The 26344-nt window shown below is 50.7% G+C and carries 21 protein-coding genes; 11 read left to right on the top strand and 10 right to left on the bottom strand.

The features are described 5' to 3' along the window. The 5 genes from AC04MQ_RS12535 to AC04MQ_RS12515 are packed head-to-tail and all read right to left on the bottom strand — an operon-like array spanning window position 1 to window position 8180. A complete protein-coding gene (locus AC04MQ_RS12535; RefSeq protein WP_475392214.1) occupies window positions 1–1443 on the bottom strand; it encodes an alpha-amylase in 1443 nt (480 codons plus the stop codon). A gap of 9 nt (window positions 1444–1452) precedes the next feature. Beyond that, window positions 1453–2496 (bottom strand): ABC transporter ATP-binding protein, encoded by a 1044-nt coding sequence (locus AC04MQ_RS12530; RefSeq protein WP_475392213.1) that lies wholly within the window; start codon window positions 2494–2496, stop codon window positions 1453–1455. 1 nt (window position 2497) lies between these two features. Beyond that, window positions 2498–3316, bottom strand: a complete 819-nt coding sequence (locus AC04MQ_RS12525) for a sugar ABC transporter permease (protein ID WP_011163732.1) — start codon at window positions 3314–3316, stop codon at window positions 2498–2500. Continuing rightward, entirely contained in the window at window positions 3316–5517 is a 2202-nt protein-coding gene (locus tag AC04MQ_RS12520) for an extracellular solute-binding protein (RefSeq protein WP_475392212.1), read from the bottom strand. The genes AC04MQ_RS12525 and AC04MQ_RS12520 overlap by 1 nt, the downstream gene beginning before the upstream one ends. Next, the gene (locus AC04MQ_RS12515; RefSeq protein ID WP_475392211.1) at window positions 5517–8180 is read right to left on the bottom strand and encodes an alpha-1,6-glucosidase domain-containing protein; all 2664 of its coding nucleotides are present in this window, start codon (window positions 8178–8180) and stop codon (window positions 5517–5519) included. Before AC04MQ_RS12515 ends, AC04MQ_RS12520 begins: the two co-directional genes overlap by 1 nt. Before the next feature lie 28 nt (window positions 8181–8208). Between AC04MQ_RS12515 and AC04MQ_RS12510 the strand changes: the two genes are divergently transcribed. Further along, on the top strand, window positions 8209–9552 hold the full coding sequence (locus tag AC04MQ_RS12510; RefSeq protein WP_475392210.1) for a carbohydrate porin: 1344 nt from the start codon (window positions 8209–8211) through the stop codon (window positions 9550–9552). Here AC04MQ_RS12510 and AC04MQ_RS12505 read toward each other — a convergent pair. Both AC04MQ_RS12505 and AC04MQ_RS12500 read right to left on the bottom strand, forming a co-directional pair. After that, a complete protein-coding gene (locus tag AC04MQ_RS12505; RefSeq protein WP_475392209.1) occupies window positions 9549–9980 on the bottom strand; it encodes a hypothetical protein in 432 nt (143 codons plus the stop codon). The genes AC04MQ_RS12510 and AC04MQ_RS12505 overlap by 4 nt on opposite strands. Window positions 9981–9989: 9 nt before the next feature. Beyond that, complete coding sequence (locus AC04MQ_RS12500; RefSeq protein ID WP_475392208.1) at window positions 9990–10886, bottom strand: pirin family protein; 897 nt, start codon at window positions 10884–10886, stop codon at window positions 9990–9992. A 79-nt stretch (window positions 10887–10965) separates the two neighbouring features. On the opposite strand from AC04MQ_RS12500, the gene AC04MQ_RS12495 reads away from it, so the two are divergent. From AC04MQ_RS12495 to AC04MQ_RS12480, 4 genes are all read left to right on the top strand, one after another. After that, on the top strand, window positions 10966–11739 hold the full coding sequence (locus AC04MQ_RS12495; protein ID WP_475392207.1) for an AMP nucleosidase: 774 nt from the start codon (window positions 10966–10968) through the stop codon (window positions 11737–11739). A 75-nt stretch (window positions 11740–11814) separates the two neighbouring features. Next, a complete protein-coding gene (locus AC04MQ_RS12490; RefSeq protein WP_475392206.1) occupies window positions 11815–12282 on the top strand; it encodes a hypothetical protein in 468 nt (155 codons plus the stop codon). A 190-nt stretch (window positions 12283–12472) separates the two neighbouring features. Beyond that, window positions 12473–13012 (top strand): hypothetical protein, encoded by a 540-nt coding sequence (locus AC04MQ_RS12485; RefSeq protein WP_148278735.1) that lies wholly within the window; start codon window positions 12473–12475, stop codon window positions 13010–13012. Between the two features lie 270 nt (window positions 13013–13282). Then, a complete protein-coding gene (locus AC04MQ_RS12480; protein ID WP_015090388.1) occupies window positions 13283–13786 on the top strand; it encodes a Dps family protein in 504 nt (167 codons plus the stop codon). Between the two features lie 51 nt (window positions 13787–13837). Here AC04MQ_RS12480 and AC04MQ_RS12475 read toward each other — a convergent pair whose 3' ends face one another. Beyond that, window positions 13838–14575 carry a substrate-binding periplasmic protein gene (locus AC04MQ_RS12475; RefSeq protein WP_475392205.1) on the bottom strand — a complete coding sequence of 246 codons (738 nt, stop codon included), beginning with the start codon at window positions 14573–14575 and terminating at the stop codon, window positions 13838–13840. Between the two features lie 287 nt (window positions 14576–14862). Between AC04MQ_RS12475 and AC04MQ_RS12470 the strand changes: the two genes are divergently transcribed. The 6 genes from AC04MQ_RS12470 to AC04MQ_RS12445 all read left to right on the top strand — a co-directional run bounded on the left by AC04MQ_RS12470 (window position 14863) and on the right by AC04MQ_RS12445 (window position 20500). Beyond that, a complete protein-coding gene (locus AC04MQ_RS12470; RefSeq protein ID WP_011163743.1) occupies window positions 14863–15297 on the top strand; it encodes a helix-turn-helix domain-containing protein in 435 nt (144 codons plus the stop codon). Between the two features lie 70 nt (window positions 15298–15367). Further along, complete coding sequence (locus AC04MQ_RS12465) at window positions 15368–16573, top strand: S41 family peptidase (RefSeq protein WP_475392204.1); 1206 nt, start codon at window positions 15368–15370, stop codon at window positions 16571–16573. 173 nt (window positions 16574–16746) lie between these two features. Then, complete coding sequence (locus tag AC04MQ_RS12460) at window positions 16747–17364, top strand: hypothetical protein (protein ID WP_475392203.1); 618 nt, start codon at window positions 16747–16749, stop codon at window positions 17362–17364. Between the two features lie 39 nt (window positions 17365–17403). Next, on the top strand, window positions 17404–18630 hold the full coding sequence (locus AC04MQ_RS12455; protein ID WP_475392202.1) for an RDD family protein: 1227 nt from the start codon (window positions 17404–17406) through the stop codon (window positions 18628–18630). Further along, complete coding sequence (locus tag AC04MQ_RS12450) at window positions 18627–19610, top strand: rhomboid family intramembrane serine protease (RefSeq protein ID WP_475392201.1); 984 nt, start codon at window positions 18627–18629, stop codon at window positions 19608–19610. The genes AC04MQ_RS12455 and AC04MQ_RS12450 overlap by 4 nt, the downstream gene beginning before the upstream one ends. 14 nt (window positions 19611–19624) lie before the next feature. Continuing rightward, on the top strand, window positions 19625–20500 hold the full coding sequence (locus tag AC04MQ_RS12445) for an endonuclease I family protein (RefSeq protein WP_041577246.1): 876 nt from the start codon (window positions 19625–19627) through the stop codon (window positions 20498–20500). 467 nt (window positions 20501–20967) lie between these two features. Here the strand turns inward: AC04MQ_RS12445 and AC04MQ_RS12440 are convergent, their stop codons facing one another. Next, entirely contained in the window at window positions 20968–25755 is a 4788-nt protein-coding gene (locus AC04MQ_RS12440) for a hypothetical protein (protein ID WP_475392200.1), read from the bottom strand. 133 nt (window positions 25756–25888) lie between these two features. Further along, window positions 25889–26344, bottom strand: a complete 456-nt coding sequence (locus AC04MQ_RS12435) for a hypothetical protein (RefSeq protein ID WP_148278737.1) — start codon at window positions 26342–26344, stop codon at window positions 25889–25891.

The following is a 26344-nucleotide window of genomic DNA, read 5'->3' as shown; positions in this document are numbered from 1 at the left end:
TTATTTTTTAACTTGTGCCTTCACTAAAAGAACCAGGGATGAATAAGGCGCCAGTGTTGTGCGCACTTTTCCGCTGTTGTTGACGCTAAAGCCTTCAGCGCAACTGCGGGACTTCAGGCGATAACCCGAATCCACAATGTTGCAGTATTCGCCGGCGGGCAGATTGGTCTGGAATTCTTTGGTCACCGACTGACTGCCAAAGTTCATGGCCACAAAACCAAAGCGCGGACGGGCAAACGAAATCACGTCACGGCCGTTGGCAGACCAGTTGGAAACCGTAAATGCCTTGTCGGTCTGATTGCGGAAGTCGACCATCGCAGCCACTTCCGGCAGGCGGTGTTCGCAAGTCCAGGGGGCCTGGCACTGGTTCTGTTCATCCAGAATCGGCAGGGTGCGAAGAGCATCGTTCAAAGGCGGTCCCTGATCGAAAGAATTAAAATCAAAGCCGGAATACACTTGGGGATATCCAAACGGCCAGGCCAGCATAAAGATCTGCGCCAGACGGTACAGGTGCTGTTCCGGGCTTGAATATTTCAAGACAGAATAGTCATTCGTGCGTTCGATGTCGTGGTTGGTGACAAAGACGATGGAATCAATGCTGTTCGGGAAGCCGCTGCCAATGAACTGCAAAGCCTCGGTGTTCTTGTCTTTGAAGGCATACCCCAGGCGGTGAGGATAATCGTAAGCTGTCACATCACTGAATGGCGTGTATTCGCTGTATTGAACGGGGCCTGCCGGGTCATAGATGATTTCAGAATAGATGTAAGCGGATCTTTTCAGACGCTTCAGGATCTGATCCAGATCGCGGGCTGGGATGTGTTTGGCGGCATCGATACGGAAGCCAGCCACACCCAGATCCAAAAGACGATTCAGGTATTCGGCTTGTTTTTCCTGCACGTAAGTGGATTCGGTTTTCAGGTCCGCTAAATCCACCAGTTCGCAGTTTTGCAGTTCGTACAAATCACGGAAGTCACGGATGTCGTTGTTGCCGTTTCTGCCGCAGTGATGGAAGTCCTGATGGGAATAAAGACCTGGGTATTCGTAGTGAGTAAACTGCGTGCCCGCAGAACCCACACCACCCGGAATGCCGGTCATGTGATTCAAGACAGCATCGGCATAGACATCCACGCCGGCCTGGCGGCAGCGGCGAACCATGTCGGCAAATTCAGCCTCGGTCCCGGAGCGGGAATTCAATTGATAGCTGACAACCTGATAGCGCTCCCACCAAGGGTTGCCCTGCCAGTGAATATGCTCATGGGGTGGGGAAACCTGCACGGCAGAAAACCCTGCCGGGCCCAGATAAAATTCGCACTCGCGGGCAATGTCATTCCAGGGCCATTCAAACAATTGAACAAAGACCGTGCGCGGAGCCGCAGCTGCTGACAGGCAAGACGCCAAAGTCAGCAAAATCGCTGTAAAACCGAGAGACAAACTGCGGATCATCCGATCTCCTTAAAGCCTTTGATTCAGGCCCGTTTTTTTATCAAACAGGTGGGCCTTTGTCAGGTCGATCTTCAGGGACAGGGTCTGCTTCATGGAAAAATTATCCATTGAATCCACCAGAATGCGTACGTTGTTTCCGGCAAGTGTTCCGTGAAGCATCTGCTGGCCACCTAGGTTTTCGGAGATATCAATTTGGAAGTCCCCCAAAGCAACCTCTTGGGCTCCCAATGGCCCCTGATTCAAGGCAAAAGCATCCGGACGGATACCCAGAATCTGATCCGCTTTGCGGGCTTCAGGCCATGGGATCTTTTCCAGAACCGCGCCTTCCAGGAAGTTCATTTCAGGTGAACCGATGAACGTCGCAATGAAGGTGTTTTTCGGACGGTGATAAATTTCAGACGGAGTTCCAATTTGCTCAATCACGCCGTCTTTAAGAACCGCGATGCGGTCGCCCAAAGTGGTGGCTTCCATCTGATCGTGGGTCACATAGATCATCGTGGATTTGGAATTCTGATGCAGGCGTTTGATTTCCAGACGCATTTGGGAACGAAGATGCGCGTCCAAATTCGACAGCGGTTCATCAAACAAAATCACCGGCGTCTGACGGCTGAGCGCACGGCCCAAAGCAACACGCTGGCGCTGACCACCGGAAAGCTCTTTCGGTTTGCGATCCAGAAGGTGTTTGATCTGCAAAAGTTCGGAAATTTCATTCACGCGTTTGGTGATTTCGGCTGCTGCCAGATTTTTTAGTTTTAAACCAAAACCCATGTTTTCAGCCACCGTCATGTGCGGGTACAGGGCATAAGATTGGAAGACCATGGCGATGTCGCGGTTTTGTGGTTCGATGTCGTTGATCTTTTTGCCATCGATGCTGATAGTGCCCGAATCCGCAGATTCAAGTCCCGCCAGGGTTCTTAGCAAAGTCGATTTGCCGCAACCGGAAGGTCCGACCAGAACCAGGAATTCGCCCGGAGCGATATCCAGATCGATGCCCTTCAGGACATCGGCAGAACCAAAACTTTTTTTGATGTTGGAAAACTGAATTTTTGCCATATCAACCCTTCACGCTTCCCATGGTCAGGCCAGAAACCAGATATCGGGAAATACTGATGAACAAAATCAAAACCGGAACGCTGACAATCAAAGCGCCAGCGGCATAAAGACCCCACTGGGTCGCAAGACTTGCCTGGAACGAACGAAGTCCCAACGGCAAAGTGTAAAGCTGCGGATCCTGCAAAACCACCGCGGCAATCACGTATTCGCTCCAGCTGCTCATGAAACTAAATAACGCCGTGATCACCAGCGCCGGAGAAGACACCGGCAGAATGATCTTATAGAAGATCATCCATTTCGAGCAGCCATCCAGCAACGCCGCTTCTTCCAGCTCGCGCGGGATGGTGTCATAGTAAGCCTTCATCTGCCAGATACAGAAAGGCAGCGCCGTTGAAGAATAGATCAGGAACAAGCCCCAGAAGCTGTCAATCAGGCGAAGCTTGGACAGGATAATATAAAATGGCAACATCAGCATGGTTGCCGGGAACATCTGAGTCATCAACAGCGAGAACAGCATCATGTTGCGCCCACGGAAGCGGTATCTTGCCAATGCGTAGGCACTGGTTGATGCCAAAGCCACACCCAAAAGTGTGGTCGCCGCACTGACCACCAACGAGTTGCGCATCCAGATCAGAAAGTCGGTGGTGGCAAACAGATCCACAAAGTTCTTAAAGGAAGCATTGGGGCCGATGATTTCCAAAGACTGCGTCTGGAAAGCGTTGTCGGGACGTAAAGACACCGACAGCACATACAAAATCGGATAAATCGAAAACAGTGAGAAAAGCAAAATGCTGATCCAGGAGAAGGTCTTTTTAAGCATTACTTCGTCTCCTTTTTGAATTGGCTTTTCAGTGATCCCAGACCCCAGATCACCAGAATCAGGAAGATGATCACGGACACGGAAGCCGCATAGCCATAGCGATACAGATTGAAGGCCGCTTTATAAACGTAACTGACCAGAATGTGCGTTTGATCACCCGGTTCGCCCGAATTACTGACCAGCCAGATCACATTCAGGTTGTTAAATGTCCAGATAGAACCCAGCAAAGCTGCCGGTGCCATCACTGGCAGCAGCAGTGGCCAGGTGATATGACGGAAACGCTGCCAAGCATTGGCGCCATCCAGTCTTGCGGCTTCGTACAGTGAACTTGGAATGGACTGCAAACCGCCCAAAGCCACGATCATCATGAACGGGAAGCCCAGCCACACGTTCGTCAAAATACACGCGGCAAAAGCCGTCGTCGGCTGACTGAGCCACTGAACCGGGGACATGTGCAGGAACTGTTGCAGGAAGATATTGATCGGCCCGTATTCCTGATTAAACATCGCACGCCAGGTAAGAGCGGTGATGTATTGAGGCACCGCCCACGGGATGATCAGCAGGGCACGCCAGAATCCTTTCCCCGCAATCACCTGATTGATGATCACCGCCAGGAAAACACCAATAGAAACGTGGAAGACAATGTTCACCACAGTCCAGATGACGGTTTTCAGGAACAGGGAATAGAAGCGCGGATCAGAAAGAGCCGCGATATAATGATGGAAACCCACCAGTGACCAGTCCTGGAAAGTGCGCAGACTGAAGTTTGAAAACGAAATTGCGATATTATAGAAGAACGGATAGATGATCACCGCAAAGATGCCGATAAACGCCGGCAGCATCATATAGTAAGCAAAACGCTGCGGTCCGCGGAATCCTTTAAAGAAAGCCACCAGCGAGTTTCTTGTCAGCCAGATCATAAGCACGATGCCGATACCGAAGAAAATCTTCAAAACCGTCGCACCCACACCCGGAGTCAGAACTTCGTTCATATCACGGATTTGTTGTTCAGCGGTGATTTGTGCCTGTTCTGCGGCGGCTTGTGGTTGCAGGCTGCCGGCCAGAACTTTTTGGTACTGAATGCGCAGACTGTCCCAGACTGCACGCACTTCCGGGGTCACCGGCATTGGCGTACCAACTTCCATGATGTCGGCAGAAATCTTCAGAAGCGGGTTGTTTTTGACGATGTCAGATTCGCGCGCCTGAAGATTTGACGGCAAGACACCCACTTTTTCCGCGAACAGCAATTGTACTGGCGTCGAAGTCAGATACTTCAAAAGTTTGACGGCAGCTTCGTAATGAGCCTCGCTTTTCATGTTGGCGTTCAGGGAATAACCCTTGGTGCCCACCAGCGGACTTGGCCATTTGCCGGTTTCAGAAATCATCGGGATGCGGGCGATGCCGAAATCCACCTTGGCCTGCTGATAGTCACCCCAGGACCAGTCGCCGTTGATCAGCATGGCGGCTTTGTTTTCTTTGAACAAAGCATTGGCGGTTTCATAGTCGCATTCTTTCGGGATGATCTTGTCCTGATCACGCAGTTTTAGAATGAACTGGAAAGTGTCTTTCAAAGCCGGTGTGTTCAGATTCGGAGTGACACCGTCAGCTTTTAAGAAGGCTTCGCCAAAAGCGGGAATGAACGGGGCAAAGAAGAACGGTTCAGTGTAGTTAAATACCAAACCCCAGCGGTCGATTTTGCCATCGCCATTGGTATCCACCGTCATTTTTTTGCCAAGCTCGATCAGTTCCTGCGAATTTTTTGGCGGGGTGTTGATGAACTTCTTGTTATACAGAAGCATCAGGTGGTTTCCGACCGCATCACCGATCATGTAGTGTTTGTTGTCGTAAACGGGCGCAGCCAGGGGATCGAAATCGTGGAAATACTCTGCACCCAGGACTTCATCCAGCGGACGCACGATGCCCATCGTGGCAAAAGGGCCTACCTGATCGCTGGGGCCGTAAACCAATTCCGGACCGCTGCCACCCATCGCGGCCGACTGATAGCTTGAACGAAGCTCTTCCGTTTCACGGTAAGTCGCCTGAACAGTGATGCCGGGATTTTCTTTTTCGAATTTTTCCAGTGCTTCGGCCAGCACCTGACGGTGGCCATAGATCATCTGGTGCCAGATCTGGATGCGCACATCCTCGGCCCGGGCGGTGAGTGAAGCGAAAATCAGAAAAGGAAGAATCCAGAATCTCATCAGTGACCGGCTTTCTGAATTAGAATCACGGTGCTGCGACCCGGGATTTGAATGCGTTTGTCCGAAGGGGCCAGCAGAACCTGTGACAGAGTGGCGTCGACTTTTTCATCCAGCAGCGGATGCAGTTCCCAGTTCTGGCTTAAAGCACTGTGTTCGAAGCTGCGGGCCTCACGGGCGGCGTTGAAGAAAATCAACAGACGTTCAGAGGCTGATTGCAATTGCATCGCAATCAAACCTGGTTCGGCGTGTTTGTCGTTGTCGATAAAGGTCAAAGATTTCTGAATCTCGGACAAAGCGTTCAGTTTGAACAGGTCAGAACTTTGACGGACACGCAGCAGGGCTTTGAAGTACTTTTCTGTGCGGGTGATCAGTTCTGGAGTGACCTTCATGCCCGGTTCCTGCAGACGGGGTTGCCAGAAAGTCCAGTCGTCCACGTTTTTCCACGCGGGCGGCAGGCCTGAGCCCCAGAAGTTCTGCTGACGGCTCCAGTCGATGCGATTAAAGAAATCACCAGAATTATAGCTGTCCTGATCGCCGTTTTTACTGCGCAAAAGTTCAGATCCGGATTCAATAAACGGAATGCCCTGACTTAGCATCGGCAGTGCCAGTGCCAGTTGATGCATGCGCTGGCGGTCTTCGGATTTGCTTAAAGTCGGGAAGCGTCCGCTGGTATAGAATGGCGCCTTGGCCTGAACAGCATCCCACAAAGTATAACCATCATGGGCGGAAACATAGCTGACGGTTTCGATCGCTTCGGCACTGGTGCCGGTCGGAGCTCCACGATAGTGAAGCTGTCCTGCGGTCACGAATGATCCCCAGTGTTCTTTGAATCTGAAATCACGAAGATTGCCGGCAAGGCCCGCTTTAATCACATCACCCAGATGCAAAATCTTTTCGCGCTGACCGTTGCTGTCCGGCGGTGTGTTGCGATTGGCAGGTTCTTTGTTGAAATCAAAGTAAAGGCCCGTTGCAAACCCTTGATCGGATTTTTCAGCGGAATTGGTGGTGCCGCCGCGAACAGCGTCGCGCAGGCGGTCGTTGAAGAAGCCATAGCCGCTGCCATGGGAATTTAGCATGTGCAGGGATTCACCCGGATAGCGGTCATAGAAAGAACCAAACGCCCAGCCTTCGCCGTACAGATAGATTTTGGATCCGTCGATGCCGTCGTTGTGCTCGGTCAGCCCCCGCAGCTCGGATTTGATTTTTTCCATGGTGTTGCGGGAATGGAAAGACATCAGGTCAAAGCGGAAGGCATCGATCTTGTAGGTGCGCGCCCAGTGCAACACACTGTCGATCATAAGCTTTTCCATCATGCGATGTTCGCTGGCGGTGTCGTTGCAGCAGGAGCTTTTTTGAATATCACCCTCGTCGTTCACTCGGTAGTAATAGAGCGGCACGATCTTATCAAAGACAGAGTAGGGTTCCAGACCTGCTTCATAGGTGTGATTAAATACAACGTCCTGAACAACTCGCAGGCCCATCTTGTTCAGGGCATACACCATGTTACGGGTTTCATACACACGGCGTGATCCGTTGGGATCCGTGGCATAGCTGCCTTCAGGGGTCATAAAGTGAACCGGATCATAACCCCAGTTAAACGGGTCTTTGGCTTTGATACGGCCCAGATAGGCCTGGGCTTCCTGCAGGTCCGAACTTTCAGATTCATAGTTTTCCCAGGCGTCCTTGTTTTCCGGGACAGAGCCGAAGTCATTGAACGGCAGCAAGTGCACATGGGTCATGCCAGCGTCAGCCAAAGACTGCAGGTACTTTGAGCTTTCCGTGTTGGTTTGCGCGAAGGCCTCATAGCCGCCGCGATACGGGAAGGGAACGGTGAAATCGGCCACGCTGAAATCACGGATGTGCAGTTCGTAAATCACGATGTCGTTGCAGGAACGCAGAGCAGGCTTTTGCAGACGGTCCCAGCCTTGAGGCTTCAGGTTCGAAGCTTCAAGATCCACGATCTGGGATTTGGCGCCGTCCGCTGTCAGGCTGAAGCTGTAAGGATCGGTGACCGTGCTGATTTCAACCTGATCTGTCAGGGGTTGGTACACTTCCACCTGGTAAAGATAGAAATAGTTGACGTATTTTCCGGGAAGATCCGCGAACCACACACCCTGCTGACGTTGCATTGGCAGGACGGTCGCAGGATTTGTATCTAGAGCGTCCTTATATAGCAACAACTCTACGTTGCGTGCCGTGGGTGCCCATAGTTTTACACCGATACTCGTGGAACGCACGCGCGCACCCAGATCATTGCCATCATAGAAGTACATTTGATCAAGAATGCCTGAATACTGCAAAGCTGTTGAATCCAGAACCTGGCCATTTTTATTTGAAACAAAAAGACGCAATGGACGGCGAATCAGCTGATCAATTTGCGCCGAGGAAAGATGCTGCGTGCTTAATTCTACTGAAGCATAATCACTGCGAATCACCGGAAGCAGAATGGAATCCTGCTGATGCAAAGAGATGCGTTCTCCGAGTGAAAATACAAGATTTTGGTGAACGCGGAAGCCTTGTGGCAGACGCAGAACAATGCGCGAATTATCCACCCATTGGGCGCGGGCAGGGGCTTTGGCTTCAGCAATTTGTCCAAGCAAAAGTGTGCAAGAAAGTACGAAGCAGAAAATCAATAGTTGTGAGCAGGTACGGAAGCGCTTCAAATATTTCCCCCAAAAAGTTTGAGTCTTCATGCGTAAGGTCTTTTCAGGCGCAGACTTTATGGGTATCCCTCAGCTTTTTCAAGGGAACTCGATGAAAACTATTACGATTGCGTTATTGTTCTTGATTCTAAGCAGCACAACTCACGCTGTGGAAACGACTTTCACGGGATATCTGCGTGGCGGAAGCGGATTGAACATGCAGGGCGGTCACATGAATTGCTTCGGAAACGCAGGAATGCCCGGTAATTTCCTTCGTTTAGGCAATGAATGCGACTTCTACACCGAATTGGCCATGGTGTTCCACCATGTTAAACCCACCGAAACAGATCCGGTGTTTTTCAAAACCCAGTTCCGCATGGTCTATAGTTCTTTAGGAACGCGTCAATGGGAGGCGTCTGCAAACCGCGACACAAGCCAGATTGAAGCGTTTGTGAAGGCTGGTGGTTTTACCGAAATCCCCGGGGAATTCTGGGTCGGTAAACGTTTCTATCGTGATGTCGATCTTCATATCTTTGACTGGTACTACTATGCCGACATGAGCGGCGTGGGCGCAGGGATCGAAGGTCTGCCGTTGGGTGAAGGGCGTTTTGCGTTCGCTCACTTGATTCAGGCGGATGATAATTTGAATGACACCAATGTCGGTCGTCCGGTTTTAAATGCGTTGGATCTGCGCTGGACAGCGGTGCCGTCGTTCTCTGATCAGAAGCTGAACTTTTGGGGCGTGTATGCATGGGCCGCGGGAAGTTCCACTGACACCGAAGAATATGTTCCTACGAATGGCTATTCTTTGGCGACACGACTTCAAGGTCCGGTATGGGGTGGCAACAACAACTTTGCCATTTTGTACGGAAAGGGCACGATGCGAGGATTCAACATCTATGCTGACAGCACAGTGCCTGCGACAGATGAAAGTCAGAATCGCGCATGGACCTGGAGATTTGTTGAAGACTACACCTATGATGTAACAGATCGTTGGGCATTGATGTTGGGCTTGGCAGCAGAGATTGCAGACAGCGGCACTGATACCGACAGCAAAAGTCAGATGCAGGCCATCGGTGTTCGTCCGATTTACTTTGTGTCCGATCGTTTCCAATGGGCTTTCGAGGCGGGCTATTCCCGCATCAACAATGAATCTGAAAAAACCGGTGGTGGTGATTATGTCGGTGATCGCGACTTGGGTTGTGTGACTGCGGCAGCTCAGTTGTCCGTCGGGAAAAGCATGTGGGGTCGCCCCGTGATGCGTGCGTTTGTGTCCCACTCATTCTGGAATGAGGCCAACCAGGGCGCAAGCTTCATTGGAAACCGCGCGCCCGCGTTCACTGACAAGCTCAGCGGCACGAACTTGGGTTATCAGTTCGAAGCCTGGTTCTAATTTCTATTCTGGTACCAATTCCACAGGGATTGTGCGAATTGGTCGGCACTGGTGCTGCCGTCATGAAGGGACTTCACTCGGCGCAAAGCCGTGGCTTGGTCTTTTTGTGGGATTTTCAGAATACGGAAAAGTTCGGTGACGTTTTTGCCTTTGCCGGATTTCAGGTCTTTGCCCAAGTTGTCATAATTGATCGTTGCGAACTGCTGAGCTTCCAGGGCCATTTCATCCATGGCGCTGGTCGGAGCTGCTGTGGCCGTTGCTGTTGACGCCGGAGCCGGGCCGCTTTTCATGATTTCAGCATCATGAGCATGGGTTTCCCAGTTCGGTACCAGAGCTTCTTCGGCTTCCGGAGTGGAAGCCGGAGGAGTGGTCGCGCAGCCCGTGGCCAACAACAGCAGTACAACAAGACCTTTTGATTTCTTCAGCACAAAAACTCCTTACCCTTTGTTCGCCGGTTCCGGTGGCAATGGGATGATATCAGTTTCGCCGGGGACCTGCGGGAAGGTCAACTCTCGCCATTGTTTTTTGGCCTCTTCAATTTTTTCCTGCGAAGAGGAAACATAGTTCCAGTAAATATAGCGCGGCTCTGGGAACGGTTCGCCGCCAAGAACAATGACTTGTGTGTCTTCGGTGGCGGTGACTTTCAAAGATGAGCCCTGTTCCAGGACCACAAAGTCGTCCGGTGGAATGATTTTGCCATCAATATCCAGGCTGCCTTTGATGATATAGAAAGCCAGTTCCTGCGTGCCGGGATCATAGTGGAAGGTTTTTCCCTTTTGAAGCTTCACGTCCATGAAGAACAGCGGTGAATAAACATCCACCGGGGACTTTTTGCCCAGAGCTTCACCCGCAATCAGCATCACGTCCGCATCATCGACCTTAAAGCGCGGAATGCTGCTTTCAGGGTGGTGTTTGAAACTGGGTTCGCGGTCTTCTTCACTTAGCGGCAGTGCCACCCAGAACTGCAGCAGGTGAAGGCGGTGTGCTTTGCCGATGACGTCTTCAGGCAGTTTTTCAGAATGTGAGATTCCTTTGCCTGCAGTCATCCAGTTCACGTCGCCCGGTGAAAGCACCTGTTTGTGTCCCAGGCTGTCGTGGTGAAGAACTTTTCCCTCCAGCAGGTAGCTGAGGGTGGACAAACCAATGTGAGGATGAGGGCGCACATTCAGTCCGTCACCTGCGGCGAAGTTGGTGGCCGGAAAATAGTCGAAAAAGATGAACGGGCCTACCATTCGCTTTTTGGCGTAGGGAATAAGACGGTGAACTTGAGGTCCTCCAACAGAGACCAGCCTTGGTGCAATTTCCATCAGAATATGATTTTGCGTAGAACTCATGATCGGACCCCTTTTCTTCTGCGAAATATCATGTTAGCTTAAACCAATTTACCAATTGAAGAAAATTATTAGGAGTAGCATGAAAACAAAAAAAGAAATCGTCGATAACTGGTTGCCTCGCTACACAGGCGTGCCGCTGAATGAATTTGGGCATTATATCCTGCTTACAAACTTCGGTAACTACGTGAAAATGTTTGCCGAACAGTTCAACGTGCCGGTGCGCGGTTTGGATAAACCGATGCAAAGTGCCACGGCTGAAAACATCACCATCCTGAACTTCGGAATGGGCAGTGCGTTGGCTGCAACCTGCATGGACTTGCTGTCTGCAGTCAATCCCAAGGCCGTTTTGTTCCTGGGTAAATGCGGTGGTATCAAAAAGAAAAACCAACTGGGTGACTTCGTTCTGCCTATCGCGGCGATCCGCGGTGAAGGCACCAGTAACGAGTACCTGCCTGCAGAAATCCCGGCTCTTCCGTCTTTCCGTCTGCAAAAAGCCGTTTCCACAATGATCGCGAAACACAGCTGCGATTACTGGACAGGCACAGTTTACACGACGAACCGCCGCGTGTGGGAACACGACGAACAGTTCAAAGACTATCTGACCAAAACCCGCGCTATGGCCGTGGACATGGAAACTGCGACCATCTTTGTAACCGGTTTTGTGAACGAAATCCCGCGTGGTGCCTTGTTGCTTGTGTCTGACAACCCAATGATTCCAGACGGTGTGAAGACAGAGGAAAGCGACAAGAAGGTCACAGCCAGCTTTGTAGACAAGCATTTGGCTATCGGCATTGATTCCCTGCGTGAGCTGCGTGACTCTGGTGAGTCCGTGAAGCACATGCGCTGGGATTGATTTCAGACATATTGTCCGTTCCGTGATTTCCAAAATCCCCTCGGGTCGACTAGGGTCAATGCCTAGGAGGCCTGCATGGGGAAGTGGTTTATACTTATTCTGACGATCTTCGCTTTATCAACCGGGGTCGCAAACGACGGGTTGCCGTCACCATTGCCTGATGATCCCTATCCGGGGGAACCTTATCCTGTACCACCTCCAGCTCCGCCCAAAGATGTCCCTTATTCGTTGGGAGGCGGGGAAACGGGCCGCTTCGGCACCAGAACTTTTGATTTCTTTCCACGTGCTGATCTGAACCGAATCAAACGCATTCGTTTGGTGGGGCTGCGCAACAATCTTGAGATTGTCGAAGTGCGCATTCAGTATGCGGATTATTCTGGAGAGCGCCGTGAGTATCGACTGGAAGGTGAATTGAAATCCAGCGGAGTGCGTGAAGCCGTTTTGGATGGGCGTCCGGTTTATCGAATATCCGTGAAAGCCTCGCCTTCGTACTTCTGGAAAAAGCCCGGTGGGTTCCGAGTTGATGTGATCGCAGTGAAGTGAGATATGCCTAAATTTCGAGCATGAAATTTAGATATGAAAATGCAAAAAGGTCTCGGTTTGAGGGGGCCTTTCCTGTGATTTTCACCTTTTTTCATGCAATTAACATATTGTGTCATTCCAGAAGTTGCGATATAACTGGGCCCACTTTAAATCACCTAGACGTTTTAATGCACTATTGGGGAGGCTCGTTTTGATCAATCCAGGCACTAACATGCACGCCGAAGAAATCGATACAGATTTGGATTCTGACCTAGATAACGAAAAAGAGGTTAAGAAATCGGCCTTCGACGTAGACGTCGATGAAGAACAGGAAACCGCTCTATTGGCGAGCCTGTCTGACAACCTTCTGATGGAAGGTGAAGAAGATGACCTGAACCTAGATGACGTTGAAAACATCCTTGAGCTTCAAGACACGAACTTCCCGAAGTTCACTTTGGCTAAAAACAAGGCACGTTTCCTGAGAATGGTGAGCTGGTACCGTGGTAAAGAAGAGTGGATCGAAGTAGCTCCTCTTTCTGGCGTGACCAAACTGTTCAAAACGCAAACGAAAGAATTGGAAGGCATCCGTTCTTCCAAATTGGATTATGAAATGGAGCTTGAGACAGGAACTTTGACTCCTTCTCAGCGTTCCTACCGCCGCGATGAACTTAAAATGTGTAAAGTTCAGGAAAAAATGGCAGTTCACTTGATCTCTAAACTTCAAGTGAAAATCAAATCCGGCCGCCGCTAATTCGCCCGGCAGAGCTGTAGCGGCGGAAGCCGTGAAAGCTGAAGCAGTAAAAAGCAAATCAAACCCAGCCCTAAAAAGCTGGGTTTTGTTTTTCCAAAAGGTACCTGCTTACTTTTTCCGAAGCGCTGCAGCTTACGCGCAGCTTCGGAAAAAGTAAGCAGGTACCTTTTTGCCTTTTGTCTGGTTTCTCAGTTGGTGTGCAGTGCTCCTTTTTCATCTATGAATTTTGGTTTAGAGTTTAGGCGTAGCTTTCACAGAAAGGTTCCGACTATGAAAAAGAACAACAAGTCCGAAAAGCACGCTAAAACTTCCATCAACATTGGTATTCAGGAAAAAGACCGTCAAAAGATCGCTGACGGCTTGTCCCGTTTGTTGGCGGATTCTTACACTCTTTATCTTAAAACGCACAATTTCCATTGGAATGTCACAGGACCTCAGTTCCAGACATTGCACGTGATGTTTGAAGCTCAATATACTGAGCTGGCATTGGCGGTGGATCTGGTGGCAGAGCGCATCCGTTCTTTGGGTGTGGCTGCTCCGGGCACTTATAAAGAATTCGCGAAGCTGACCAGCATCGAAGAACCGGTCGGAGTGCCGTCTGCAACGGACATGATCAAACAACTGGTGGAAGGGCAGGAGGCTGTTGTTCGCACGGCTCGCTCGATCTTCCCATTGGTTGAAAAAGCCGGCGACGAAGTCAGCGCGGATTTGTTGACGCAAAGAATGCAGCTTCACGAAAAAACGGCGTGGATGCTACGAAGCCTGTTGGAATAGTTTTTATTCCTAAAGGCAAAAATCAAAAGGCCTCCGCGATGGAGGCCTTTTTTATTTGGACAGCTGTTGATCGAGCAGCTTGCGATACTGGCGCTGGTTTTTCTTCAATGCGGCCTCTACTATCTGATAGGTCTTTTCATCGATGTCTTTTCGAAAGGCCACATGCAGGTTCAGGCTGGTGTTCGGCACAACAAACACCTGGTACTGATCGTTCACCTTCAGCTTGCGCAAAGTGTATTCGCCATTGGAAGCCGTGGGGATAAAGATGCCATCCAGTCTGTTGCCCTGGATTTTTTGAATATTCCGTTCAATGACGTTTTCACCACTTAAAGGCTCAATCTTGATACCGTGCTTAAGCAGGTCGGTCGGGGTGAAAGAATCTTTGGAATGCCCCAGGGTGCGTCCGCGGAAGTCCTCCAGGGATTTTGCTTTCATCAAGGGCGAGTTGCGCGGAATGATGATCGCCGAAGACGTGGTGAAGAGCGGTGTTTTGGAAAAGCGCATGTACTGTTCGCGTTCAGCAGACGGGACCAGGAATAATGCGACATCCACTTTCTTGTTCTGCATATCCCACAGAACCCGGGCAAACGGAGTGGCCACCCATTGCACCTCGGTGTTGGGAATCTTCAGATAGTCCTGAAAGAATGTGATACCCGGACCTTGGGGATTTCCATTCAGAGTGAAAATATGCGGAGGCAGGTCATAGACATTCACCCGCAACACACCACCAAGGGCAGTTGGCCCCCAGAAGCTTATCAATATAAAGAGAACAGATAGAAACTGTGGCATTCCAGAACGTCCTTAATAATCAGCCAGAACCAATATAACAAAGACCGTCTGAAGCGACGAGCAGATTGTGGAAGCCTGTTTGGGGTCAGAAACCGGCAAGAATTTGGGCAAAAAAACGGAAGGGTCGGTCAAGCGGGATTTTTCGACCGACAAAAGTCCAGTGTTTTAGCCTGCTTAAAGTGTCTCAAAAAATATTTGCAACTGGCCCTAAATTCTCAGCGTGATACGCCGATAGGTACAAAGTGAGTCAAATAGGCTTTGTTAATGTTTCAAAAGGGGAGGACTAAATGTCACGTACAGTTATGATCGTGGTGAGCGATAGCCAGGAAACAATCGAAAACACAAAGAAGTACTGGGAGAACCACGATGTGACAGTTCAAGCATATTCATCTGCACAGTTCAGAGAAGGGCTTGATAACGCATTTTTCAGACAACAACTAGTAGCGGGTGTTCCGGCTTTGGCTTCAGGCACAAGCCCGATCAACTCTGACGTGGGTGGTGGTAACGTAATCCAGTTCCCAACGCCAACAGCTACTTCATCCAGCGTTCAGAAAATGGAAGAGCTTGAAGCTCACGCCATCGAAAACGCCATCGTACAATACAAAGGCAACCTGACTGAAGCGGCAAAAGCTTTGGGTATCGGTCGCGCGACTTTGTATCGTAAAGTGAAGCAATACCACATCGATCCTTCTGCAGCTCGCAAGAAGAAAGTGGCTGCTTAATTCTTCCTTTTGAATTGAAAAGCAAAGACCGGATGAACAAACATCCGGTCTTTGTTATTACAGGACCGAGATGACGCGGATCTTTGCAATTCTTCTGGCAGTCTCCTGCGCCTACGGGGCGTATCATTTCACTCTGCAGCGCGGATTCGTGAATCCGTATCCGGCAGTGTGTGATCTTGTCGCGGAAAGAATCTTTCTGGACGACAGCAAAATAAAAAACTGGAAAAAGACCTGCAGTCGGCGCAGCCGTCTGGTCACTCCGTATTCTGCGAAAAAGCTGATTATCAAGGACATGAACAATGCGTTGGCGCTGTTGAAGGTGTCGCACCTGGAAGTTTACGATTCTTCTGAAGTGGCCAGCATCTGGCGCGGAGAAAGTCTTGAAACCGGCATTGAAAGCCGTTTTGTCGACGGGGAACTGGTCATTTATAAAATTCATCCTGATTCTCCGGCACAGGATGCGGGTTTGAAACCCGGAGATGTCATTGAAAGCATCAATGCCGAACAGCCCAATCCCTGGGAAGCGCAGACCGAGCAGGGTTCGTACCTGATGCTTCGTCAGGACAAGGAATTTTCTGTGAAAATCAAGCCTCGCTCCATCCAGCGGTCCGAGGATCTGCATCTGGAATTTAAATCCGCGCAAAATGCGGTGCTGGAAATTCCGTCTTTCCGTGCGGCATTCTTTGAAGAAGAAAAGCTGAAAATACTGCAGCAGCAGATCGCGCCGTTGCGCAAGCTGGTGGTGGATTTGCGCGGAAACCCCGGCGGAAATTTTGTGGCGGGTCTGCGCTTTCTGTCGCTGTTCATGTGCAAGTCCGAAGAAGTGGGGCGTTTGGTAAAACCCCGTGCACCGGTGAAGACGCCTGCAGAGCTTCCCAATGATTTGAGAGATCAGGAGCAACTGGCCGTGCTTGATAACAGCAGCGAGATTTTATTGAAGACTTACGACAACCCCCAATGCTTTAAAGGCGAGGTGCGGGTGCTGGTCGACGGGAAAAGCTCCTCTGTGGCAGAAATGGTCGCACAGGCTTTGAAAGAGTTTAAGAAAGCGCCGCTGCTGGGAAGCCCCAGTCGAGGTCAGTTGCTGGTCGGTGTCTGGTATCCACTGGAAGAGGTGGGGCCCGGGGTGCAGATATCCATCCCTGAGGCGATCTACTTAAGTCACAAGCAGCATCAGATCGAGGGGCAGGGTGTGAATTTGGACCGGGTCTTGTATTACAGCCTCCCTGAAATGCAGGCGGGGATTGATTCTTGGGTGAAAAAGGCCCTCGACTAGAGTCCCGGATGTATGGCGTTTGTCGTCTCACAGTGAGATGATCAAAACAATACGTCAAACATCTTTTGTACGTCTGTTCAGGCTCTGTGCAGCTAGAATGAAATGAAGTGGTTTATAAACGGCATACCTTTAGCAATGAAAGTCCTTAGTATTCATTTGCGAAGGGGTTATAAATGAGGAACGCAAACGTGATCGAATTTCCTAAAGCACAATCCGTAAGAAAAAGACTGCAGGACAAAGCTCAAGAGCAAAAAGCTGTGCTTGTTCTTTCCATCGCGTCTGTGCTTTTGATGACGGTGTTCCTGAATCAGTGGCTGGTGCGCGGCCCGGATCAAACCCTTGCTAACGGCGCCAATCGTGGTGTTGCGAGCTTTGAACCTTCCAGCTTCGCCAAAGATGTGAAGTGGGAACATGATCTGGCAAAAAGAATGGCGACCGAAAAGTCTGCAATGGCGGCAAGTCTTGCAGAAGCTCCGACTTTGCGTGATGAACTTGTGTTTGGTTACCTTGAAGGCAAATACGGCATGAAGCTGGCGCAAGGCCGTATTGAAAGCCTGGAATTCATTGATGCTCAGGCGGGTGAACACCCAATGGCGATCGAAGACAAAGCCGGCTTCCTTAAAAAGTACTCTGAAGCTTTCGGTATGAACTATGCCGAAGTGTCTGTGGCCTCCAATGCAGCCGGGGAGCAAGTCTATAGTCTGATTGATTCCTCCAAGCAGATCATCGGCAAAGCCCAGTTTGTTACCGATGATCAAGGTCGCGTTCAAGCGATCAATTTCGGCCACTAATCTCTTTAGTGTTTCCTGTTTCAGGCCGATACGATCTGTATGGTATTTCCAGATCTGTCGGCTCCAGAAGTTAAGCCTCATCATCCAAAATCCAGTACAGTGCCGGTGGCCTTTGTGGCGGACCGTTTTATCGCACTGATACTGGATTTTTTGATTCTATCACCCATCGTCAGTCTGCTTGTTGCCGGTTTGGTCCGTCAGACAAAGACATTCTTCCTGCTGAATGCAAATTCTGCGGAAGGTGTGGTGGCGGCCGGCCTCGTTGTTATGGCGGTGGTCTTTATCGTGACCTTCCTGCAGTCCGTGTTTTTGTATTTCTGGCAGGCGACGCCGGGGCAGATCTTTTTGCAACTGCGTGTGATTGCGTATCCGGTGTATCAGCCGCGTTTGTCTTATGCGCAGTGTGTGATTCGTTCGCTCAGCTGGACCTTCAGTTTCGTGCTGCTGGCTTTGCCGTTTATGGAAATCCTCAGCCATCCGTTGCGCCGGGCCTTCCCGGATCGTGCCGCTGACACCTTGGTGATCACCCTTAAAAAAGTTCATGACGACGGACCTCATCCGATTGAGTCCCGCTTTATCAATTCATGGATGCGCATGAGCTTGTTGTTCCTGCTGCTGTTCGGAGTGCTGGGTTACTTCAAGACCTATCACAGCCTGATGGCGGGCGAGTACCAGGAAAAAGGCGGCACCCAGGTCGCAGCCTGCAAAGAAATGCGCGGCAGTGCGGATCTTGAAGGTGTGGCGCGCCTGGATGCGGCGTTGTCTTTGTATTTGCTGAATGAAATTTCTGGCGAGTGTCTGGATAAAGAAGCGGAAGTGGCGTTGTGGGGGGACCCGGTCAATGCCCAGCCGCTGGCTTATCTGGCCAAATACCTTTTGGCTGATGGCGAGGCCCAGGAACAATACCTCAGCAAAATCTGCGAAGACTCGTCTTCGTCCACGTGCGCGTTGGCGCGCTATATGGCGGAAGAAGGAAACTTCGATGATCTGGAACAGGCGGACGGTCATCTGTGGACGACCAAGTTCCTGAAGTCCGAGGAGTTGTTTGCCTCCAACGACTTTGCCGGCAGTTTGAAAGCCATTTCGGAATTGCAAAAAAATCCGATTCTGCAGTCCGGTCTTGAAAAACGTTTCGTTCGTTCGGTGTGGGCTTTGCGTGATGCCGAGCTGATCCCGCAAGGTGGCAATGGCGGTCGTATGCCGGCCAGTGCGGCTGAGCAGGAAAGCTGGATTGACGACTTTAAAGAACGTTACGAGGTTCCATGATCATCCCTTGCCCTGAAGACTTTAAAGACTATTCCAAGTACCCGCTGACGATCACGCTGGCGGTGCTGAATGTCTTTATCTTTATTCTGATCTTCAGCGGGGTGAACTCGGGTCTGACTTCGTCTCCCGTTTTGCAAAAAGACGGGCTGGTTCTGACGGGTCGAATGTATTATCAGTATCTGCAAAACATCCCAGCTGAAATTCTGTATGAAAAGCCTGAATGGGTGCATCAGATGAGTTCAGTCAACGCCGAACAGATGGGGATACTGGGCGCCTATGCGCTTCGGGACCGCCGTTTCTTAAGTGCCGCTGAAGCGGGCGTTTATCGCGGGGACGAGGTGCAGATCGCAAGCTGGAAAAAGAACATCACTGAATTCCGCAAAAAGTATCAGGAACAACTGTTGTATCGCTTTGGCCTGAGCTCTGGTGCGAAGGGGCCTCTGTCGTGGCTGACTTATCAGTTCTCTCATTCAAACTGGATGCATTTGCTGTCTAACCTGGGCTTCCTGGTGTTGTTGGGGGCTGCCGTTGAAGTGATGGCCGGAAGCTGGGTGCTTTTGTTTGTCTATATGGTGGGGGGCATGGCCGGGGGCTTGGGCTTCCTGCTGTCCGATACCCATGGAGCTGTGCCGATGGTGGGGGCCAGTGCCTCGATCAGTGCCATGCTCGCTTTTTATTGTGTGGCTGAAACTCGAATGCGAGTGAAGTTTCTATATTTTGCTTCACCGATGCCAGGGCACTATGGCGCGATTTATTTGCCGACCCTGTTGATCATACCTTTGTTCCTGGTCGTCGATCTGGCGAACCTGTGGGCGATTCCTGAAGGCCTTGGTGGGGGTGTTGCCTATGCCGCCCATCTGGGTGGCAGCTTGTTTGGCGCTATGCTGGGGCTTGCCTGTAAATTATATACCCCCGTTGACAGCAACGTTACCGGTAGGTCACATTACCGCCCAGAGGCTGGAGATCACCCCCTACGTTGAAATGGCGGACCCGAATGAAGCTAAATAAGCTCATTAAGTCAGTGATTGTTCTTACATTGTTATCTTTCGTTGGAGTTGCAAACGCAGCTTCTCAATCTCAAGCGGTCCCATACTATGGGGAAGAGTTCTATCGCGACCTGCGCACCGGAGTTTCCGGTGAAGCTCTTCAAAACCGCATCAAATCTGTTCTGCAAAGTTATCATATCGCTGTAAAAGGCTCCTATGACCTTGTGGTGAAAAACTGCATGCAAGGGCAGGGACGTTGCTATCGCCACACAGCGATCGGCTACAAGGCGGCTCGAGTTTTCCTGATGGGGAACTACTACCTTGTTAAAGAAGGCAATCAGTATGCGGTTCGCGATGTTTACTGCAACTCGGATCGTGGTCCGGAAGACTTCCGCAGTTCTCCACCGTCTCCGGGTTCCATCCCCAACAACACCGTGATCAACGTTGAGCACACGTGGCCACAAAGCCACTTCACTCGTCGTTTCCCGGATGATGTTCAAAAATCCGATTTGCACCACTTGTTCCCAACTGATTCTCAATTGAATGCCATCCGTGGCAACCATCCGTTTGGTGAAGTCAGCAAAGACGTGATGGAACTGAAATGCCCGGATTCACGTTTCGGTATTGGCAGTTTCGGTTCGGACGAGGTGTTTGAGCCACCTCAAAACCACAAAGGAAATGTGGCTCGTGCATTGTTCTATTTCTCTATGCGCTATGATCTTCCAATTGATCCACAAGAAGAAAACGTTCTTCGCAAGTGGAACCGCGAAGACCCGGTTGATCAAGACGAAATGAAACGTAATGTTGAGATCTTCAAGGCTCAGGGCAATAGAAATCCGTTCATTGATCACCCAGAACTAGCCGACCGCCTCTCCGACTTCTAAGTCGGTGGGTGAAAAAGGCCCATCTGACTGCGTTGTCGGGCCTTCTCCTTCTCTTCGACGTGCTTGGAGCACGCCTCCGTTTCGGAGAAAACCCTCCGCCTTGCATCTGAACCTTTTTGACCCACCTTGAACTGGTGGGTTTTGTTTTTTTGGCGGCGTCGCTGCGCTTGCCTTGGGGAACTTTCTTGGATTGAAGTTGCTGTCATAAACACAGAAGAGTTTTTATATTTTGGGTTTTGCTTAAGTACTTGGCATAAAATGGGGAAAATTGTAGGCCCCGGGAATAATTCTTAAAAAATCTGTAATAAGTCTCTTGCAATCGTGTTTTTGTTATGCTGCAATCATTTTTACGGGAGGGGTGATACCAAGGAAGGTACTCGGGGAGCATGATGTTCTCACCTCTATTTTAATTAAATTAAGAAAGGCCACTGGAAACAGTGGCCTTTTTCTTTTTTCCGCTAAGACTTTTAGAATCGAGCTGCGCGAACCTGGTGCAGTATGTTCAGGCTGCTGCCGGCACCCCATGGAGTTCGGCAGTATAACTTATTGGTCGTCGTCAAAGCACAGAACATGGAATTGCTGGTTCCGGAATAGTTGGTGGCGTTGAGTTTGGCGAAGCTGACTCCTGTGGATATCACTGTCGGTGGATTCATGTAATCGCTGATCTGCCAGAAGTGCACGGCACCACCGGTGGTCAGGGCAATCATTTCCCCGTTACCCATGACGACTTGCTGATAGCTGGCGCCGCCGTTTATTGCCACGGGCACGTTGCTGTAACCGTTACCCCAGCATTCCAGATGGGTGCCGGTGATACCACAGGCCGCAGAGTTCCCCAGCGCCAGTTGAGTATACACCCGGCCACCGTTGATCAGTGTGCCGGTGGAATCCGCCGTGCTGTTGTGACCCAGCTTTCCTAGTGAACCGCTGCCCCAGCAGCGCACTTGGCCGTTTTCCAGGATACCGCAGAAGCGGGCCGTACTTAACTGAATGTCGGTATATCGATTGCCCGGGTCCACACTGATCGGGGTTGTGCTGTTACCGGTGCGCATAATCGATCCGGCCCCCCAGCAATACACCTCGTTATCCAAACTGAGTGCGCAACCTGCGGTTCCCACGCTTCGGATGATCGGCTTGAACTTCACACTGGTGGGCACCAGGGTCGGAGTCGTGGTCGTGCCCGTAGGGCAGCCAGAAGCCGACGTTGAACCCCATCTGTACAGATTCCCGGCGGTGTTAATGGCGTTGATACAATAGTTGTCGGCCGTCGCCATCGCCTGGATGGCAAGACCGCCAGTATGCACCAGATCCACTTTGGTGCTGGTGCTGTTGTCTCCCAGAAGCGAGTTGGTGTTAACCCCAGTGCAGTAAGAGGAATCTGACAATCCCAGGCAGATGACGCCCTTGTCGGACATGACCTTGCCGCTGCTGAAGTCCACGGACGGGTGCGCTCTTTTCAGAGGATGAATGGTATTGGAGCAATATGCGCCACCGTCGTTGCGAATGGCACAGACGGTGCCATAGGCCGTTGCCATGTCCTGATAAGAAGAATAGACATCCACGGCCTCCAGCATCGGAGTCGCCGTTTTCGGAACGTCCCCGTAGTTGGTACCATCGCCAAAGCAATAAGGCATGTCATCATCGGCAATACCGCAGACGGAACCGTCATTGGCCTGAATGGTTTTCCAGGCGATATTAGTGTTCAGCAACGTCGGTGTTGAGTAGGTGATGGCATCCTGAATACTTGTGTATCCGCCGCGGACCTGGGCACCCCAGCATTTCAGAGCATTGGTTTCAGTGATGGCACAGACATGGGTGTTGGAGCCGCTGATCTGCAGATATTTCGTCGCACCATCGATAACGGTAGGTGTTGGATTATTTACGATGGTGCCATTCCCCAGTTGGTAAAAGTCATTTCGGCCCCAACACTTGATCTGCTGGTCGTCACGGGTGATGCCACAGACATAAGTGTAAGAGGTGACGTCGCGATATTTCACACCGGAATCCACTTGAGTCAGGACGTTGTAAGTGGCGGTGGCGTTGTTGGCGATTTGTTTGAACGAGTTGTTTCCATAACAGAATAAATCATCTGCCAGAGAAATCGCGCAGATGGTTGAAGACTGTGCTGCCACGACTTTTTTGAACTTGGTTACGCCATCATCAATATAATATGCCGTGATCGGTGAACCGGAAACATCCCAGCAGCGAACACGGTCGTCAGAGGTGATGCCGCAGGCGGTGTAGTATTTCAAATCAATCGACTTGTAAGTCACGCCTGTGTCAACTCCGGTGCCGCTGAGTCCACCAACACCACCACAGTAAACATGGTTGGTATCGGTCAGGGCGCAGAAATTCGTGCGTGTTCCAGTGACCTGTTTAAAGTTAAGAGCCGGCTGACTGATGATAACCCCGGCGGTGGTGGCCGTCGCCACCCCCCAGACCCGCAGTTTCCCGTCATCGGCCACGGCCATGAAGGAAGGTTGGGTGTAGTCGGAACCGTGGGCGATGCTCAGGATTTTTTTGTAACTGCTGGTAGTGTTTTTGATAATGAATCTTTGGCGTGCATTTGCACCGGCGATGTAGTCAGGCTGATTGGTATGAGTGATATAGACATCCAAATCTTTGTCATTGGTGTCGAGCGCATTTGATAAAGTATCAAAAGTGATTTGCGCTGACAATTGGCCTGCCGGCACCTCGATGTATCCCAAAGCAAGATTGTGATCTATCATATAGATCGCATCGCCGCTCAGATTGTAATACACCCGGACAGGGACTGCAGAAACTGTATCCAGGGTCACGCCGACAGTGACGGCTGTTTGACCTTCCGTGAATTTTTTGCTGGCAGCGCTGAGGCTGGCAAATTTAAGTGACGCCTTTTTCCAGGTGCGGGTCGTGGCCGCAGAATAATCCTGCCACAGACCATTGAGTCCATTCAAACCCACCACACAAAGCACCATGTCGTCGCCATCCACATTGGAATTTTGGTTTATGAAAATACCCGTGGTCGAACTGATCTGGGCACTGTAGCCCGATGCGTTCGAGCACACTGCATCTTTGCCGAACTTGTATTTAAAGGCCGTGACACCAATGCCACTGACTGTCAGGGCATGATTGGCTTCGGGGGATTTTCCGGTAGGAGCTCCAAAGACAGTCGCCAGTGGGGGCTGCGTGGAAAGCGTGGTGGTAAAGGCGAAAGAGTCCTGCACGACAGAGTTGAACATCAGATTTCCTGCGATGTTGACCGTGTCGTCATTGTTTCCCGTGACAGTTTGTACCGATTGCCATTGCCCATTGGTGCAGGTCACGCTGGTCGCATTGGGAGCTGTGATATTGATGATAGAGCCATTCGGAGAGCAGGTTCCGGTCATGGTGAAAGTCGGGCCAACATAACCGTTGGCAACCGGGAAGGACGGGGTGACAAAACGTTGAATGGTATAAGTGTCAGATATGGAATCCTCCACGCTGCCTGCAATTAATAGTTCTGCAGTGGCGTTGATAACGGTGTTGTTGGCAACGTTGCCTATGGAGAAGGACTTACTCCATTGGTTATTACTTGAACAAGTGGTTTCGCCGGTGAAAGTGCCGGAAATTCGGATGACGGCGTTAACCTCGGTACAAATTCCGGAAAGCACAAGGGTGGCGCCCATGTCTGCGGTGGTGATAAAGAGGCCCACGCCGGGTGCCGCATATTGAATGGAGGCGGCAACACATTCGGACTCGTTGCCGAAGCTGTCACGGAAACGGGCGCGCAGGTTGATTGTGGGGTTGCTTGTTGTTGATGTGAACTGGACGGAAGGCGCCATGGACTTCCAGGTGCCGCCCGCAGTGCACGAAGTATCTTCTGTCAGATAGTATTCCTTCATGTGCGGTGGAACGTCGAAAGCCACGCGCAAGTTTTTCGAACTGGTCATGGTCGTGTTGTCGTTAATCACCATTTCCTGACGGAATGAATCTTTCGGCATCCAGTAAAGGACGAAGCCCGGTCCTGTATTCTGCGCATCAGAAGAAAAATTAAATGTGAAGGAACCAGGTTGAGTGCTGGTAAACGGCTGCAATCCTAAAGGGGCCACGTTGCCCGAAGCTGAATACAGAGTCTGACCATTTTGGCGGACCGACAGAATATCTTTGTCAAGTTCCGTTTCCAGTGGACTTGCCGGGGTGATGTCCATGGCGATGGTAGCGTTCACTGTGAATGAACAGTTTTCGTTATCGGAGTATCCCGGGTTTTGCATGGGCTTACTGCTGGCAATGACACCAAAGATTGCGCTGGAAGATCCGGCCGTACAAATATTGTGGACTGTGGCTGTATCGACGACAGGAATGTGATCGGTGAAACATTGACTGATCAGGCCCGAGGCCGTGCGGAACTTTGCAGACACCGGATAAGAGGCTGGCGTAGCTGAGGGAAGCGTCCAGTTGTGGGCTCCGGCTGTGCGGTTTTGCCAGTTGGTTGCGCCGCTGCAGTCAGCATTATTGAATAAAGTGTATTCATTGAAGATCTGCGGAATATAGAAACGCAAAGTCACGTTCTGGTCGATGGCCAGCTTCAGCTGAATTGGGTTGATCCAGATTCCCATGGTGCCGGAATAGACTTCGATTTTTTTGACCGATGAAAGATTTCCCGCAGCGTCTTTTGCTTGTAGGAATAGATAGCTTTTTCCATCCGGGAAATTCATGTCGCTTTTAACAGTGGTGTAGGGTTCTGCCGCGAACGCGAAAATATCTGTCGCGGAGATAAATGACCGGAAGGTGCACTTGTCATCGAGGTTCTGACAGTCCCAGCTGACAAAGCCCTTGTCATTCAGGATGATATCCGGCATCGCCATCAACTGGGGCGCGGTTGTGTCCTTGTTCAGAGTCTTCGTTTCCGTTTTGATCTTGCTGGTGACATCCGCCAATGACGACTGGTCCACCGTTAATGTGGCTTCACCGTCAGCCAGAGACTGGACATCCAGCTGGTATTGCCAGACCCCGCCGACCGGACAGGCCATGTGAGTGGCTTCTGCGGCATTGATTTTTACGGTCAGTTCGCCTTCAGATTCATCGCAGAATCCCTGAAGAGTCAGCGTGGTGGTGTTGATATCCACATATTCATTGGCAGGGGCGGTAATCAGTTTTTTGTCTTCTGGAGTCAGAGATCCCACCGCTTCGATCAAGGTGTCGAGTGTACAACCCGGTAGGAGCACGGCACTCGTAATAAGGAGTGCATAGGAAATCACTTTTTTGATTTTCAAAGTTAACGTGCCGATAAACATCATGACTATTTATCGGCATTTACTGGCTTTTTTGTGAGCCGAACAATAAAGAACTGTTCGGTGAAATCAGGGGAAAGTTCGTTTTTGATATGGGAACAGACGGCGTCTTAATCTGAGACGCCAAGAATGAAATAAATCAATTTTCAAACTGTTTGAAGAAATCCGGATCGTAAGACTGCAGTAACGGAGTGTCAGCATGAGGCATTTTACCGTTATTCATCCACTTCAAAATATCCTGAATCAACATTACATCCATGACATATGCTTTCGTGTTCAGCAGGGTGCCGGTGACACCTTTGCGACCCAGTGGTGGGAAAAATACCGGGTAACATTTCAGATCGTTCGACACGGCTTCGGTAAACTGGGCGACGGTGATATCCGGAACAGATGCTGTTGCTGCGATCAGCAGAATCTGTTCATTGTTCAGAGCCTCGCAGTAAAGGCGCTTGCCAGTGGCAGCGCGCTTTTCATTGGTGACGTTCAACGTTCTTTGGGATTGCTCCAGAAAATCAAAAATAAAGCGGTCCGAGGTCACAGCCTGAGCCTGGGCCGTCAGCATGGTGGCAATAGCGAAAAGCAGAAGTTGCTTCAT

The sequence above is a fragment of the Bdellovibrio sp. MYbb2 genome (assembly GCF_056175685.1).
The sequence above is the reverse complement of the archived record's forward strand: the minus strand, read 5'-3'. Positions and strand labels throughout refer to the sequence as shown.

Coding starts and splice junctions, on each gene's coding strand:
- AC04MQ_RS12440 (WP_475392200.1), bottom strand. CDS start 25,755: ATGATGTTTATCGGCACGTTAACTTTGAAAATCAAAAAAGTGATTTCC.
- AC04MQ_RS12520 (WP_475392212.1), bottom strand. CDS start 5,517: ATGAGATTCTGGATTCTTCCTTTTCTGATTTTCGCTTCACTCACCGCC.
- AC04MQ_RS12445 (WP_041577246.1), top strand. CDS start 19,625: ATGAAGCTAAATAAGCTCATTAAGTCAGTGATTGTTCTTACATTGTTA.
- AC04MQ_RS12450 (WP_475392201.1), top strand. CDS start 18,627: ATGATCATCCCTTGCCCTGAAGACTTTAAAGACTATTCCAAGTACCCG.
- AC04MQ_RS12510 (WP_475392210.1), top strand. CDS start 8,209: ATGCGTAAGGTCTTTTCAGGCGCAGACTTTATGGGTATCCCTCAGCTT.
- AC04MQ_RS12480 (WP_015090388.1), top strand. CDS start 13,283: ATGAAAAAGAACAACAAGTCCGAAAAGCACGCTAAAACTTCCATCAAC.
- AC04MQ_RS12460 (WP_475392203.1), top strand. CDS start 16,747: ATGAGGAACGCAAACGTGATCGAATTTCCTAAAGCACAATCCGTAAGA.
- AC04MQ_RS12470 (WP_011163743.1), top strand. CDS start 14,863: ATGTCACGTACAGTTATGATCGTGGTGAGCGATAGCCAGGAAACAATC.
- AC04MQ_RS12455 (WP_475392202.1), top strand. CDS start 17,404: ATGGTATTTCCAGATCTGTCGGCTCCAGAAGTTAAGCCTCATCATCCA.
- AC04MQ_RS12530 (WP_475392213.1), bottom strand. CDS start 2,496: ATGGCAAAAATTCAGTTTTCCAACATCAAAAAAAGTTTTGGTTCTGCC.
- AC04MQ_RS12525 (WP_011163732.1), bottom strand. CDS start 3,316: ATGCTTAAAAAGACCTTCTCCTGGATCAGCATTTTGCTTTTCTCACTG.
- AC04MQ_RS12535 (WP_475392214.1), bottom strand. CDS start 1,443: ATGATCCGCAGTTTGTCTCTCGGTTTTACAGCGATTTTGCTGACTTTG.
- AC04MQ_RS12475 (WP_475392205.1), bottom strand. CDS start 14,575: ATGCCACAGTTTCTATCTGTTCTCTTTATATTGATAAGCTTCTGGGGG.
- AC04MQ_RS12495 (WP_475392207.1), top strand. CDS start 10,966: ATGAAAACAAAAAAAGAAATCGTCGATAACTGGTTGCCTCGCTACACA.
- AC04MQ_RS12500 (WP_475392208.1), bottom strand. CDS start 10,886: ATGAGTTCTACGCAAAATCATATTCTGATGGAAATTGCACCAAGGCTG.
- AC04MQ_RS12490 (WP_475392206.1), top strand. CDS start 11,815: ATGGGGAAGTGGTTTATACTTATTCTGACGATCTTCGCTTTATCAACC.
- AC04MQ_RS12465 (WP_475392204.1), top strand. CDS start 15,368: ATGACGCGGATCTTTGCAATTCTTCTGGCAGTCTCCTGCGCCTACGGG.
- AC04MQ_RS12435 (WP_148278737.1), bottom strand. CDS start 26,344: ATGAAGCAACTTCTGCTTTTCGCTATTGCCACCATGCTGACGGCCCAG.